At 68.5% G+C, this 12,400-nt stretch carries 12 protein-coding genes; 6 read left to right on the forward strand and 6 right to left on the reverse strand.

Going from position 1 to position 12,400, the window contains the following annotated elements; genetic code table 11:
* Positions 1-52: 52 nt before the first annotated feature.
* Entirely contained in the window at positions 53-442 is a 390-nt protein-coding gene (locus AC3WMR_RS05570) for a DUF4180 domain-containing protein (protein WP_492263832.1), read from the reverse strand.
* 120 nt (positions 443-562) lie between these two features.
* On the opposite strand from AC3WMR_RS05570, the gene AC3WMR_RS05575 reads away from it, so the two are divergent.
* On the forward strand, positions 563-1,366 hold the full coding sequence (locus tag AC3WMR_RS05575) for a class I SAM-dependent methyltransferase (RefSeq protein WP_492263831.1): 804 nt from the start codon (positions 563-565) through the stop codon (positions 1,364-1,366).
* Here the strand turns inward: AC3WMR_RS05575 and AC3WMR_RS05580 are convergent.
* The 3 genes from AC3WMR_RS05580 to AC3WMR_RS05590 all read right to left on the reverse strand — a co-directional run bounded on the left by AC3WMR_RS05580 (position 1,353) and on the right by AC3WMR_RS05590 (position 5,192).
* Positions 1,353-3,593, reverse strand: coding sequence for a DUF4135 domain-containing protein (locus tag AC3WMR_RS05580; protein WP_492263830.1), 2,241 nt, complete (start codon positions 3,591-3,593; stop codon positions 1,353-1,355). The two genes, AC3WMR_RS05575 and AC3WMR_RS05580, sit on opposite strands and share 14 nt — an antisense overlap.
* A gap of 10 nt (positions 3,594-3,603) precedes the next feature.
* Positions 3,604-4,053 (reverse strand): type III secretion system chaperone, encoded by a 450-nt coding sequence (locus AC3WMR_RS05585; RefSeq protein ID WP_492263829.1) that lies wholly within the window; start codon positions 4,051-4,053, stop codon positions 3,604-3,606.
* Positions 4,054-4,151: 98 nt separating this feature from the next.
* The gene (locus AC3WMR_RS05590; protein WP_492263828.1) at positions 4,152-5,192 is read right to left on the reverse strand and encodes a LacI family DNA-binding transcriptional regulator; all 1,041 of its coding nucleotides are present in this window, start codon (positions 5,190-5,192) and stop codon (positions 4,152-4,154) included.
* Positions 5,193-5,333: 141 nt separating this feature from the next.
* Between AC3WMR_RS05590 and AC3WMR_RS05595 the strand changes: the two genes are divergently transcribed.
* Together AC3WMR_RS05595 and AC3WMR_RS05600 are read left to right on the forward strand one after the other, a co-directional pair.
* Positions 5,334-6,674 carry an MFS transporter gene (locus tag AC3WMR_RS05595; protein ID WP_492263827.1) on the forward strand — a complete coding sequence of 447 codons (1,341 nt, stop codon included), beginning with the start codon at positions 5,334-5,336 and terminating at the stop codon, positions 6,672-6,674.
* A complete protein-coding gene (locus AC3WMR_RS05600) occupies positions 6,671-8,071 on the forward strand; it encodes an amidase (protein WP_492263826.1) in 1,401 nt (466 codons plus the stop codon). The genes AC3WMR_RS05595 and AC3WMR_RS05600 overlap by 4 nt, the downstream gene beginning before the upstream one ends.
* 19 nt (positions 8,072-8,090) lie before the next feature.
* Here AC3WMR_RS05600 and AC3WMR_RS05605 read toward each other — a convergent pair whose 3' ends face one another.
* A complete protein-coding gene (locus AC3WMR_RS05605; RefSeq protein WP_492263825.1) occupies positions 8,091-9,473 on the reverse strand; it encodes a lysozyme inhibitor LprI family protein in 1,383 nt (460 codons plus the stop codon).
* 216 nt (positions 9,474-9,689) lie between these two features.
* Between AC3WMR_RS05605 and AC3WMR_RS05610 the strand changes: the two genes are divergently transcribed.
* From AC3WMR_RS05610 to AC3WMR_RS05620, 3 genes are read left to right on the forward strand one after another with little or no spacing between them, the layout of a single operon-like run.
* The gene (locus tag AC3WMR_RS05610; protein ID WP_492263824.1) at positions 9,690-10,382 is read left to right on the forward strand and encodes a MarC family NAAT transporter; all 693 of its coding nucleotides are present in this window, start codon (positions 9,690-9,692) and stop codon (positions 10,380-10,382) included.
* Positions 10,366-11,424 (forward strand): Lnb N-terminal periplasmic domain-containing protein, encoded by a 1,059-nt coding sequence (locus AC3WMR_RS05615; protein ID WP_492263947.1) that lies wholly within the window; start codon positions 10,366-10,368, stop codon positions 11,422-11,424. Before AC3WMR_RS05610 ends, AC3WMR_RS05615 begins: the two co-directional genes overlap by 17 nt.
* On the forward strand, positions 11,421-11,633 hold the full coding sequence (locus AC3WMR_RS05620) for a hypothetical protein (RefSeq protein WP_492281563.1): 213 nt from the start codon (positions 11,421-11,423) through the stop codon (positions 11,631-11,633). Before AC3WMR_RS05615 ends, AC3WMR_RS05620 begins: the two co-directional genes overlap by 4 nt.
* Before the next feature lie 38 nt (positions 11,634-11,671).
* On the opposite strand, the gene AC3WMR_RS05625 is transcribed toward AC3WMR_RS05620, so the two are convergent.
* Positions 11,672-12,355 (reverse strand): YoaK family protein, encoded by a 684-nt coding sequence (locus tag AC3WMR_RS05625; protein ID WP_175193876.1) that lies wholly within the window; start codon positions 12,353-12,355, stop codon positions 11,672-11,674.
* Positions 12,356-12,400: the final 45 nt, after the last annotated feature.

Consider the following 12,400-nt stretch of genomic DNA (forward strand, 5'->3'; position numbering starts at 1 on the left):
CAGGGCGCGTGCCGGCCCCCGCATCACGGTCCGCCGGCCAATGCAAGGGCAATCAGGCCGCGGCAGGCGCCAGCCGCGCTTCAAACGCCGCTGCGTCATCCAGCAGCCAGAACACGCGGCCTCGGTTGGTCTCGTAGGCAAAATCGCGCAGCGACTTGCTGGCGGCCAGGTGCGCCGATATGTCGCCCACCACCGCGCAATGCAGGTGGTAGTTGACGAACTTCTGGATTAGTTCGCCCGCGATGCGGGTTTCGAGGCGGAAGAAATCGGGATGCACGCGGGCGGCTGGCAGCACCAGCCACTCGGCCTCGTGTTCCCAGGCGGCGCTGATCAGGTCGTTGGTGTCCTGGCCCGTGGCCAGGATGGGGCCGGTGTCGCTGAAGACCAGGGTGCGCAGGCCGCCGATGTGGCGCACGGTGGGGGATGACGTAGGGGCGTTCATGTCCGCTAGAATAACGCCCGTCCACCGGAGTCTGCCAACATGATCCTCGCTGCCTGAACCCATCGCCCGCTGCCGCGCCTGATTGCAGGCCGCTGCCCGCATCCCGTTCAAGGAGGACTCATGCCTGCTCACACTTCGTTCGACCTCATCGCCCACAACCAGGCCGCCTGGGACCAGCTCGCCGCGCAAGACTGCGAATGGTCGCGGCCGGTCACCGCCGACCTCATTGCCGCCGCCCGCCAAGGCGACTGGGCCGTGCATCTCACGCCCGGCCCCTTGCCGGCCGGCTGGCTGGACCACGTCGCCGGGCTGTCCATCCTGTGCCTGGCGTCTGCCGGCGGCCAGCAGGCGCCGGTACTGGCCGCGGCCGGCGCCCAGGTCACGGTGTTCGACCTGTCCGAACGCCAGCTGGAACAGGACCGCGCCGTGGCCCGCCGCGACGGCCTTTCGCTGACCGCCGTGCAAGGCGACATGCGCGACCTGTCGGCCTTTGCCGACCAGTCCTTCGATGTGGTGTTCCACCCGATTTCCAACCTGTACGTGCCCGACGTGCGGCCCGTGTGGCGCGAGTGCTTCCGCGTCTTGCGGCCTGGCGGCAGCCTCTTGTCCAGCTTCTACAACCCGGTGGTTTTCGTTGGCGACCGCGATCCGGCGCTGGCCGAGCAGGGCCTGATCCGGCCGTTGCACGCACTGCCGTATGCCGATGTCGACGCCCTGGACCCGGCCGCGCTCGCCGCCAAGCGCGCCCGCGGCGAAGCGCTGGTGTTCGGCCATACGCTGCAGGACCAGATCGGCGGCCAGCTCGATGCCGGCTTCGTCCTGGCCGGCTTTCACGAAGACCGCCAGCCGCGGCCGCGCTTTTTGATCGACCGCTACCTGCCGACGTTCCTGGCGACGCGCGCGGTGAAACTCACTGGCGCGTGATGTCGTCGATCATCCGTTGCGTCTTGCCGTTCGGAAATTGCAGCACGTAGGCCTCGCGCGGGGACTGCTCGTTCATCCAGCTGCCTGCCAGGGTGCCCAGGCGATCCAGCACGGCATCGGACACGCCTGCCAGCAGCGCTTCCAGCCCCTGGGCGTGCGTGTCGGCGCGCGTGGGGAAGTAGTCGTGCGGACCGGGGCCCCATTGAAAAGGCTGGTTGGTCATGCCGTCCGGGAACAACGCCTGGCCCGAAACCTGCCGGCTGAAGTAGGGGATGTCGTGCTGCTGGTAGGCGCCGTACATGGCTTGCCGAAGCGCGTTCAGCTTGGCGGCATCCTGGTTGCACAGGGTGATGTCGGCGAGTTTGTCGGTCAGCGATTGGGTAGGGGTGGTCCCGTCGTACAGGTCGTTCACCGCCTGCAGGGCGCTGGCGTTGAATGATTCAAAACGCAGATCGCTCAGCACGGTGCGCTGGTCCCCCGTGCTGATGGGGTGATAGCGCAGGTGGAAATCCGGGATCGACGCATGAAACTGAGGCAGCCCCTGGCCGGCGGCATCGCGCACGGCCTTCAGGCCCGCCGCGACGCCTTGGCCGAAAGGCTGGTGATAGCGCGCGTAGAGGTTGTCGTCTTCCCCGTCGGGGGCGCGCCGGTTGTCAAGGTATTGCGTACCGTCCGGACCCACCGTGCGCAGGATGACCAGGCTTTCGATGACTTCACTGCTGGTGTCGGCCGGATGGAACCGGCCCTGGGCCACCGTGCACGGGCTGCATAGCGGATTGTTGTCGGTCGCTCGCTGGAACGTATCGTTCAATATCATGCTGCGCATGAGGTCGTCGTACTCGGCCCGCGCGGCCACCTGGTCGGACGGCACGCCATCCGCATCGAGCGGGCCGGGCTGGCGCGACAACAGTTGCGTCGCATAGCCGATGGCTTGCGGCGACAGCGCGAATTCCAGGTCGGTGAAATAGAAGCGGCCGCCGCTGACCATGATGTTCTCGTGGTGCAGATCGCTGGCGCCGGCCAGCATCAGCGCGCCGATGGCTCGGCCCAGGTCGCCGAACACCCGCGGCGCGTCGGTCGCGTCGATCACATGGTCTTGCGCGTCGCCGTGGGGCAAGAACTGCACGTAGCCATAGTCCACGCCCGCTTGCTGCCGCGGCAGAAAGCGGTAGGTCATGGCGTCCGCACCGGCCATTTCCAGCAGGCTCTGGCGGGGGCCTTGGGCGTCGGGCGCCAGGTGTGCGCCGGAAAGCGCCTCGTCGATGCGCACGTCGCGCGGCTTGTACACGACCTGCCGGTCTGTGCCGAAGCTCAGGATGGCGACGCGGTTGCCCTGCTTGTGGGGGTCGCTGTCGGTCAGCCTGATGCCTTGCAGCTTGCCCGGCGCGTTGTCGCCGAAGAAGCGCGTGCCGATGTCGGCCTTGTCCTGGTCGACCCGGTTCAACAGCGTGTTCAGGCAGGTCACGAAGCCCGCGACTTCGCGTTGCAGATGCACGTTCAGGGCCGGTACGTCCTGATGCAGGCGGGGCAGGCCGCCCAGGCTGTCCAGGGTGGCGATCACCTCATCTGCGGATTTGCCGTTCAGCCCCTTGACCGTGCTGGCGGGCTGCATCGATTGCGCAAACAGCGCACGCACGATGTATTCCTCGATCCGCGGCGCCAATTGCGAGGCCAGGCGGCCGGCCAGTTCCAGCCGCGCCGTGCCGTCGGCCTGCACCAGGGCAGGCAGCACCTGCCTCAGGGCATCACGCAACGTGGGCACGATGAGCGCGCAGTGGGCGCCTTCCGGCAGCACGCATTCGTCCAGGACATAGTCCAGCGCGGTATTCATGGCCGAGGCCGAGGCGCCGGGCTGCGACGCCAGCTGCAGGGCGGCCATGCGCGTGGCCTCCCAGCCTTCGGCCTGCTGGATCAGCGTGGCAATGCGGCCGGCGGTCAGGGGCTGTATCGGTTCGCGGGCCAGCACGGCATCGGCGGCTTGTGGGCTCAGGCCCTGGCTCAAGGCATCGTGGAAGGCCAGCAGCACTTCCTGCTGCTGCGCAAACAACGGGCCTTCGAACAGGTTGTCGCCAAACTCGATGACCTGGTCGAGCAACCAGGCCAACCCGCTGCTCTCGGGCCGTGTGGTCAATGCCGGCGCCTGCGGATTCTGCCTGTCGATGTCGATCTGGTCGCTCGCTGCGCGGTTGGCGGCGATGTTTCTGAATTGGCTGATGTCAAAGCCCATGGCGTGCTCCTCAGGCTGGCATCCAGGTGCCGGGGGCAGGCGCGGCGCCGGCAGTATCGTCGGCGGGCGCCCGCAGCGACGCCTGCCAGCGCAGGGCGTTCTGGGCGAATGCCGCAATGCCGTCCGCCAGGTCCGGCACGGCGGGCTCGGCCAGCGGCCGGCGCGCACTGAGGATGGCGGTGTCGCCCTGGCGGGTCAGTCCCAGCGTGTAGGGCGAGGCGCCCGCGCCATTGGCTTGCAGCATGCGGACATGGACGGCGGCACGATGCTCGGCGGGCACGTGGCCCAGCGAGGCGAAGATCTGAACGTCGCGGCCCTGCGGATCCACCGCCAGGTTCACCGCCAACCGGCCGTCGATGATCAGCGTGCAGGTGCCGTCCTGCCCCACGGGCAGGGATGGCTGGCCCAAGGCCTGGGCCAGCGCCGCCAGCAGTTCCTCGAAACGTACTTGGGGGTTCATGCGCCTCTCCTGGTGCGATGCATCGGCCGCCACGGCCGGATGCCAGGAAAGTGAGTAACGCCCCGTCGCGGATGGTTCCGTCAGCCGGGGCGGCAGCGTCAGCCCGGAATCGGCCGATCGCTGCTGCCGCGCACCACCAGCGCCGGGGCCAGCCGCACGCTGTCCGGCTGGTGGCCGGCGATTTTCTGCAACAGCAGTTCCAGGCCCAGCCGGCCCATCTGGTGCATGGGCGAATGAATGGTGGTCAGGCCGATGGGCAGGGCGCCCGCCAGCGGCGTGTCGTTGTAGCCCACGATGGCCACGTCACGGCCGGCTTCCAGGCCCTGTTCGCGCGCCGCGCCCATCACGCCCACCGCCAGGAAGTCGTTGACCGCGAAGATGGCAGTCGGGCGGTCGGGGCCGGCCAACAGGCGCGCGCCCACGTGGCGGCCCGCATCGGTATCGAACGGGCTTTCGATGCGCCAGTGGGCCGGCACGTCCACCCCTTGCCGGGCACAGGCCGCGAAGAATCCCGCCGAGCGGTCGCGGCCGGTGCTGGCGAACGGCTCGCCCAACATCACCGCGATGCGGCGGTGGCCCATGGCCAGCAGGTGTTCGGCGGCCAGGCGGCCGCCTTCGATGTCGTCGCAGGTGACGGCGCAATGGTCGTCGGCATGGCGGCTGACCAGCACGAACGGCACCTCGTGCTGCGCCAGCTCGGCCAGCAGGGGATTGACCTCGGCGCCATCGTGGCTGTGCGCATCGCCCAGGATCAGGCCGTCCACGCGGCGCGCCAGGGCCATCTCGATCAGCTTGCGCTGTTTGTCGGGCACGTCCTGGGTGTTCGATACGAAGGTCAGGTAGCCATGTTCGGCCGCGGCCTCGTCCACGCCTTCGTAGATGGTGGCCAGCACCATGTCCGACAGCCGCGGCACCAGCACGCCAATGGTGCGGCTGCGGCGCGTCTTCAGGCTGGCCGCATGAGGGTTGGTCTGATATTGCAGTTCGGCGGCCAGCGTGCGGATGCGTTTGACGGTGTCGGGCGCGGCGGCGGCGCGTGCGTCGTCCTCGGAACCGTTGAGGACGCGGGACACGGTCGAAACGTTCAAACCGAGCTGCCGCGCCAGGCTTTGCAGCGTGACAGGGCGCGATTTATTCATGGGGCTGGAGGATACACGTTCGAATACCGCCTTAGGGCCTTCGCCGGCAACCTAGGGTTTACACGGTGTCGATTTTTCGCTTACGACCCCTTAGTATTCCGCAACCCAAACGTTTGGGTCAAACGACTGGATCGATTCGCAATGACACCTGACACCCAGAATTCCCGGTTCCGCTACCGGATCTTCACCATGGTCGTGCTGCTGGCACTGATCAATTACATCGACCGCGGCGCCATGTCCTACGCCGCCGCCCACATCACCGGCGAATATGGCCTGGACCGCGGCGACTGGGGCTCGGTGCTGGGCTACTTCGGCTACGGCTACATGGTCGGCGCGCTGTTCGGCGGCATGCTGGCCGACCACTTCGGCCCGCGCAAGGTCTGGATCGTGGCCGGCGTGACCTGGTCCATCTTCGAGATCGCCACCGCCTGGGCGGGGGATTTCGGCCTGGCCTTCCTGGGCGGCTCGGCGCTGGCCGGCTTTGCCACCATCCGCATCCTGTTCGGCGCGGCCGAAGGCCCGGCGTATTCCATCATCAACAAGACCATTGCCAACTGGGCCACCCCCCGCGAGCGCGGCTTCGTGGTCGGCTTCGGCCTGCTCAGCACGCCGCTGGGCGCCTTGCTGACCGCCCCGGTGGCCGTGGGCCTGCTCAGCCTGACCGGCAGCTGGCGCGCCATGTTCTACATCCTGGGCGCCGCCGGCCTGATCGTGCTGGTGTTCTTCATGCGCATCTTCACCGACCGCCCGGAAACCAATCCGCGCGTGTCCCCGGCCGAGTTGCAGGAAATCCAGGCCGCCCGCGCCCAGGCCGCGGCCGGGCAGGGCGACGACGCCCCGCCGCTGCCGTGGTGGAGTTTCTTTCGCAGCAAGACCCTGGTGCTGAACACCCTGGGCTACTTCTCGTTCATGTACGTGAACTTCCTGCTGCTGACCTGGACGCCGAAGTACCTGCAGGACAACTTCGGCTACAGCCTGTCGTCGCTCTGGTACATGGGCATGATCCCCTGGACCGGCGCCTGCGTCACCGTGCTGCTGGGCGGCCGTATTTCCGACCTGCTGTTCAAGCGCACCGGCAGCCTGAAGATCGCCCGCAGCTGGTTCGCCGCCGGTTGCCTGCTGGCCACCACGCTGTGCTTCCTGCTCGTGTCGCAGGCGCAATCGGTGTTCGCCGTGATTGCCCTGATGACGCTGGCCAACGCCCTGAACGCACTGCCCAACTCGGTCTACTGGGCCGTCGTCATCGATACCGCGCCGGCCAATCGCGTCGGCACCTTCAGCGGCCTGATGCACTTTTTCGCCAACATCGCGTCCATCCTGGCGCCTACGCTGACCGGCTACCTGGCCGCGCGCCACGGCTATTCGGTCATGTTCGTGGCCGCTTCGGTCGCCACCGCGGTCGGCATGTGTGCGATGCTGCAGGTTCGCCCCGGGGTCGGCCCGCGCCTGCCGTCCGCCCCGCGCCAAGGAGCCGCACGATGAACCCGCAACACCCCCCACGCCCGCCCATGGCCGTCGAGCCCGGCTTCTTCGCCGGCCGCACGCTGGCCGACCTGCAGGACGCCATGCGCCAGGGCGCGCTCAGCGCCGAAGTCCTGGTGCGCCATGCCGGCGCTGCGATCGAACGCCTGAACCCGCTGCTCAACGCCTTCGTGCACGTCGACATCGACGCCGCCCTGGCCACGGCGCGGGCCCTGGACGACGAGCGCGCGCAGGGCCGGGTGCGCGGACCGCTGCATGGCATTCCCGTCGCCATCAAAGACAACGTCGACACCGCCGACATGCCCACCACCATGGGCGCCGCGCACTTCCTGGGCCACCGCCCCGCGGCCGACGCCGACTGCGTAGCGTTGCTGCGCGCGGCCGGCGCCATCGTCATCGGCAAGACCTTGACCCACGAATTCGCCTACGGCCCCACCGGCGACCGCAGCGTGCAGGGCGCGTCGCGCAACCCGTGGCGCACCACCCAGATCACGGGCGGTTCCAGCGCCGGCAGCGCGGCGGCGGTCGCATCCGGCATGGTGCCGGTGGCGCTGGGCACCGACACAGGCGGCTCGGTGCGCGTGCCGTCGGCGCTGTGCGGCCTGGTGGGCTTCAAGCCCACGCATGGCCGCGTGTCGGCGCAAGGCCTGTTCCCGCTGTCGCCCAGTATCGAAGATGCCGGCGTACTGGCCAATACCGTGCAGGATGCCCAGGCCTTCATGCAGGCCTTGTCCGGCGGCGCCATCGGCGCCTTTGCCGACGCTGCCGATCCGGGCCTGGCCGCGCCGCGCATGATGTGGGTGCCCAACGCGCCATTCGCCATCGACGAGGCAGCGGTCACTGCCTGCGTGCGGGCGGCGGCGCTGCGATTTCTGGGGTCACCGGACGACGCCGGCCTGCGGGACGGCGCCGAGGTCACCCGCCATGCCCGCGCGCTGCAAGGCGCGCTGGGCGCCATCCAGCGTTCGGAAGCCTACGCCGTGCATGCCGAACGGGTCGAGGACGAACCCGAAAAGTTCGACCCCGAAGTCCTGGAACGCCTGCGGGCCTCGCGCCCCGTGCAAGGCTGGGAATACGTGCGCGCCCTCAACACCCGCACCCGGCTGCGCGCCGTGTTCGCGGAAATCTTCGAGCGGGTCGATGTGCTGGCATTGCCGACGGTGGCGATCACCGCGCCGGCCTTGCAGCAGCGCAGCGTGGCCGGCCCGGGCAGCGCGGGCGTGCGCGAAACCCTGCTGGGCCTGACCAATCCGTGGAACCTGCTGGGTTTGCCGGCCATCGCCTTGCCGGCGGGTTTCGTAGACGGCATGCCCGTAAGCCTGCAATTGGTGGCGGCCGAAGGATCGGACGCGCGCCTGCTGGCCTTGGCGGCGCAGCGCTGGCAACCGCTGGCCTGATCCCTGGGGGCGATCGGCCTTAGCCGTTGTCGCCCACCACCGGGCCGATCGACGTGTCGGTCTTGATCACGTTGCGCTTGCCGGTCAGGTCGAACGTCTGTTCCTTGCCGTCGGGGCCCGGGTCGCGGATCCAGAGCTGCGCGGCCAGGCCGTCCTTGTTGTAGCTGCCGAACCAGTCCACCACCCGGCCGATATGGCAGCGCTGGCCGACGTACACGGCCATGTCGCCCACGATTTCGTAGCTGTAGTGCCCAGCGCCGAAACCGTAGTAGCTGTCGCGGTCGTCCTGGGATACGCCGGGCGGCATCGGGCACAGCGGTTCTTCGCCGCTGTAGGCCTCGCGCACCTGGCTGGTATCGATGCCCTTCAATGAACGGGTCAACTCCGCGTGCAGGGTGTCGTCCAGCGTCCGGGTCGCGCCGTTGTCAATCTTCTGCTGCTTGGGCACCGACATCCCGTAGCGGTAGCGCACCGTCAGCGTCGGCACATCGCCGATGCGGTGCAGCGGCCGCATCAGGTACACGCGGTCCTGCCCGTAGGCGCCCACGCGGTAGGCGACGTAGACGCGGTCGCGCAAGCGGATCCAGGTGCCTTCCTGGTTGGCGCCGCGGCCGTTGATGGTGTACAGCGACGAGCCGGCGTCGCCATCGGCATTGCCGACGTCGGCCGGCACGAAGCGCGCGCCATCGCGACGCCAGGCGCTGACATCCGAAAACAGGCCCGTGCCGCCCACATAGGCATCGATGACCAGGTCGCGCCGGCCGTCGCCGTCCAGGTCCATCAGCGTATAGCCGACGTTGCCGCCTTCGGCCTCGACCTCCAGGCCGGACGCCTGCAAGGCGCGCCATTCGTCGTCCGTCACGCCGTCCGGCCGCGCCGTGGGAAAGTGCGCCGCGTCATCGCTGTCTTTGTCGCGCACGTTGGCAAAGGTCGTCGTGCCAGCCTTGACCGACAGGGACTCCAGTGTTTTCTCCAGCGCGAATTCCGGATCGTTCGCCCGCGCCGCGTCCACGGCCTGGCGCAGGTCGGCCAGCGCCAGGCGGTCGATGTCATCGGGCTGATACGCCTGCACGCGGGCCAGTTGCCCTTGCAGGTCGGCCACGCGCGCCTCATAGCGCGCACGCAGGCAGGCGGCATCGGCGCGGCACAGATCGCGCTGCTTCAACCAGCCGCGCTGCGTCTGCCGCAACGCATCGGCCTGTTGCGGCTGGGCCGCGCGCAGCGTGCCGTAGGTGGTGCCCAGCTCGGCGTCCAGCGCATACAGGCCCGGGTCGGCGCAAATGGCAATTTCGGCGGGCGTGCGGGCGCGGCCACAGTCCATGCCCGCCGCCGCCGCGGGCGCGGCAAACGCGGCAAGCGCCAGGGGCAGGGCGGCGAACGAGCAAGGCGAGAAACGGCGCATCTAGGGGCAAACTCCTGAAGGGCGAAAGGGGGGCGCGGCGGCCACATCGATCAAGCCGATGCCCTCCGCGCAAGCAGGCGGCATCGTATAGGAAGCGAGACTAGGGTAAATACTAGAACGTGCCTTTGCTTACATTACACTAGAGGGCCTGGTGCAAATCGGTGCAGGCGGATCATTGCGCGCCTTTCCCGATCCGCCGCTCTTTCCCCCGCCGCGATGATTGATGATCTGGTTCAACTGGGCAAGCTGGTCAGCCTGGGCCTGGCGCTGATGCTGCCGCTGGCCAACCCGCTGACTTCGATGACCCTGCTGCTGTCCCTGGGGCAGCACATTCCCTTCAAAGAGCGCGAACGCCAGATCCGGCAGGCCGCCTGTTATGTGGTGGGCATCATGCTGGTGACCTACTACGCGGGCGCCTGGATCATGGCCACCTTCGGCATTTCCATTCCCGGCCTGCGCATCGCCGGCGGCCTGATCGTGGCCAGCATCGGCTTTTCCATGCTGTTCCCGTCCAGCACGGCCACCGATGAACGCGAGGCCGACGTGGCCGCCGACGTCGCCGTGCACCGCCAGGTGCCCAACATCGCCTTCGTGCCGCTGGCGCTGCCCGGCACCGCGGGTCCGGGTACCATCGCCATGATCATCAGCGCCGCCTCGACCGTGGGCGGCGAAACCGCCGGGCACTACCCCGCCTGGACCATCGCCGTCACGCCGATCATCGTATTCGTGCTGCTGGGCCTGTTGTTCTGGATCTGCCTGCGCTCGGCCGGCCGCATCGTCGCCCTGATCGGCAACAGCGGCGTCGAAGCCATCTCGCGCATCATGGGCTTTCTGCTCGTGTGCATGGCGGTGCAGTTCGTCATCAACGGCGTGCTTGAAATCGTGGCCCAACATGCCGCCGGCGCCTGACGCTCCCAGCCTCGCCCGGCGCTGCCTGCGCGTGCTGGGCCTGGCCGCGCTGAGCCTCGCGATCCTGTTGTCCATGGTGTGGGCCTGCCTGGCCCTGTGGTACCAGGGGCCGTCCGCATTCTGGGCCAAGGGGCTGCTGATGCTGGCCTGGACGGTGCTTGGCCTGTATGCGCTGCTGCGCCTGTGGCATGGTATCGGCCGGCTGCGGCGCCGGCCCGCGCTGTGGGCCTACCTCGTGGCGCTGGTCCTCCTGGCGCTGTGGTGGCAGGCCATCGCGCCGTCCAATGACCGCGTCTGGGCCGATGACGTCGCCAAGACACTGCGCGGCACGGTGGCCGGCAACATCGTCACGCTGGACAATGTGCGCGACTTCAAGTGGCGCTCGGACACCGACTACACGCCGCGCTGGGAAACCCGCGTCTACGACCTGAACGACCTGCAATCGGTGGACATGGTGCTGTCGTACTGGGATGGCCCGGCCATCGCCCACACGCTGGTGTCGTTCGGCTTTGCCGACGGCCGCCACCTGGTGTTCTCGGTCGAGATCCGTAAAGAGCGTGGCGAACAATTCTCGGAACTGGGCGGCTTTTTCAAGAAGTTCGAACTGAGCGTGGTGGCCGCCGACGAACGCGACGTGCTCTACGTGCGCGCCGGCCCGCGCGCCGAGAACGTCTATATCTACCCCGTCAAGATGCCGGTAGAGGACATGCGCGCGCTCTTCCTGTCGTACATTCGCACCGCCAACGACCTGGCCGATACGCCGCGCTTCTATCACACCGTCACCGCCAACTGCACCACCTTGGTCTATCGCATGGTGCGCGCCATCGTGCCCGGGTTGCCGCTGGACTACCGCATCCTGCTGTCGGGCTATCTGCCCGAATACCTGTACGACCAGGGCGGGCTGGACACCAGCCTGCCGCTGCAGACGCTGCGCGAACGCGGCTTCGTCGGCATCCCGCCCATTCTGGGCGAAGACTCGATGGGCTTCTCGAAGTCCATCCGTCGCCACCTGCGCGCCGGCCAGGCCGAGGGGGCGCCATGATCTCGGGTCGCGCCGTGTTGTGGTGCCTGCTGTTGGGGGGGCTGGTGATGCTGCTGGTGCGCATGCCGGGCGTGCGGCTTTATGACTACCTTGCGACGCGGTTGCGGAGCGGGCAATCTGATGAGCCTTCGGGGCAGGTCCATGCCGCCGAGACGTCGGCGGCGTCCGCCAGTTCGACGCCCGGCCGCCAGGTGCGTCAGCCGGGATAGGCCGCTTGCGCGGGGCGGCACGCGCGGGCGTCGCGTCATCAGCCGGGATAGCGTCGCGCCAGGCCCTGGCCCGCCAACGAAATCACGGGCGGCGCCACGAAGGCCCAGAGGCCGATGCCCGCGTGCAGCAGCGCGGCCGCGCCGCAGCCCACCGCAAACGCCAGCACCGCCCGGCTCATCCGCGCCATGCGGCGCTTGCCGGCTTCGTCGCATTCGCCGCGCGCGGCGTCGGCCAGGTCCAGCATGATCTGCGTGGTGGTGCCCGTCATCAGTGTCGACGGCGGCGCCGCGCTCAGATGCACCCGATGCACCGCGTTCTGGATCGACATCGCCAGCACCATCGTCATGCCGGTGGCGAACAACCCCCAGCTGTCGCCCACCGGAAATGGCCCCAGCGCCAATGCCACCGCCGCCGCCACGCACAACAGCAGCGTCTTCATCGACAGCAGCCACATGAATGCCGGCCGCCCCGCATCGCGCCGCGACTGGCCGTACAGCCGCGCCAGGAACACGCCCAGGCAGAACACCGGCAACGCCGCCAGCTTGGTCCAGGCGCCGGACGCGCCGTTGCCCAGCGCATAGCCGATCGTCACGAAGTTGCCCGTCACGTGCGCCGAGAACAGGCCGTGCAAGGCAATGAACCCCAGGGTATCGACATAGCCGCCGTTCAGGCTCAGCAGCAAGGGCAGGCGTTCATCGGCAGGCGCGGCGGGGGAGGGCATGGGCGGGTGACTCCGGTGGCAAAAGGCGAATGAACGCAGTGCTGT

The sequence above is a fragment of the Achromobacter sp. FW305-C-28 genome, assembly GCF_058783235.1.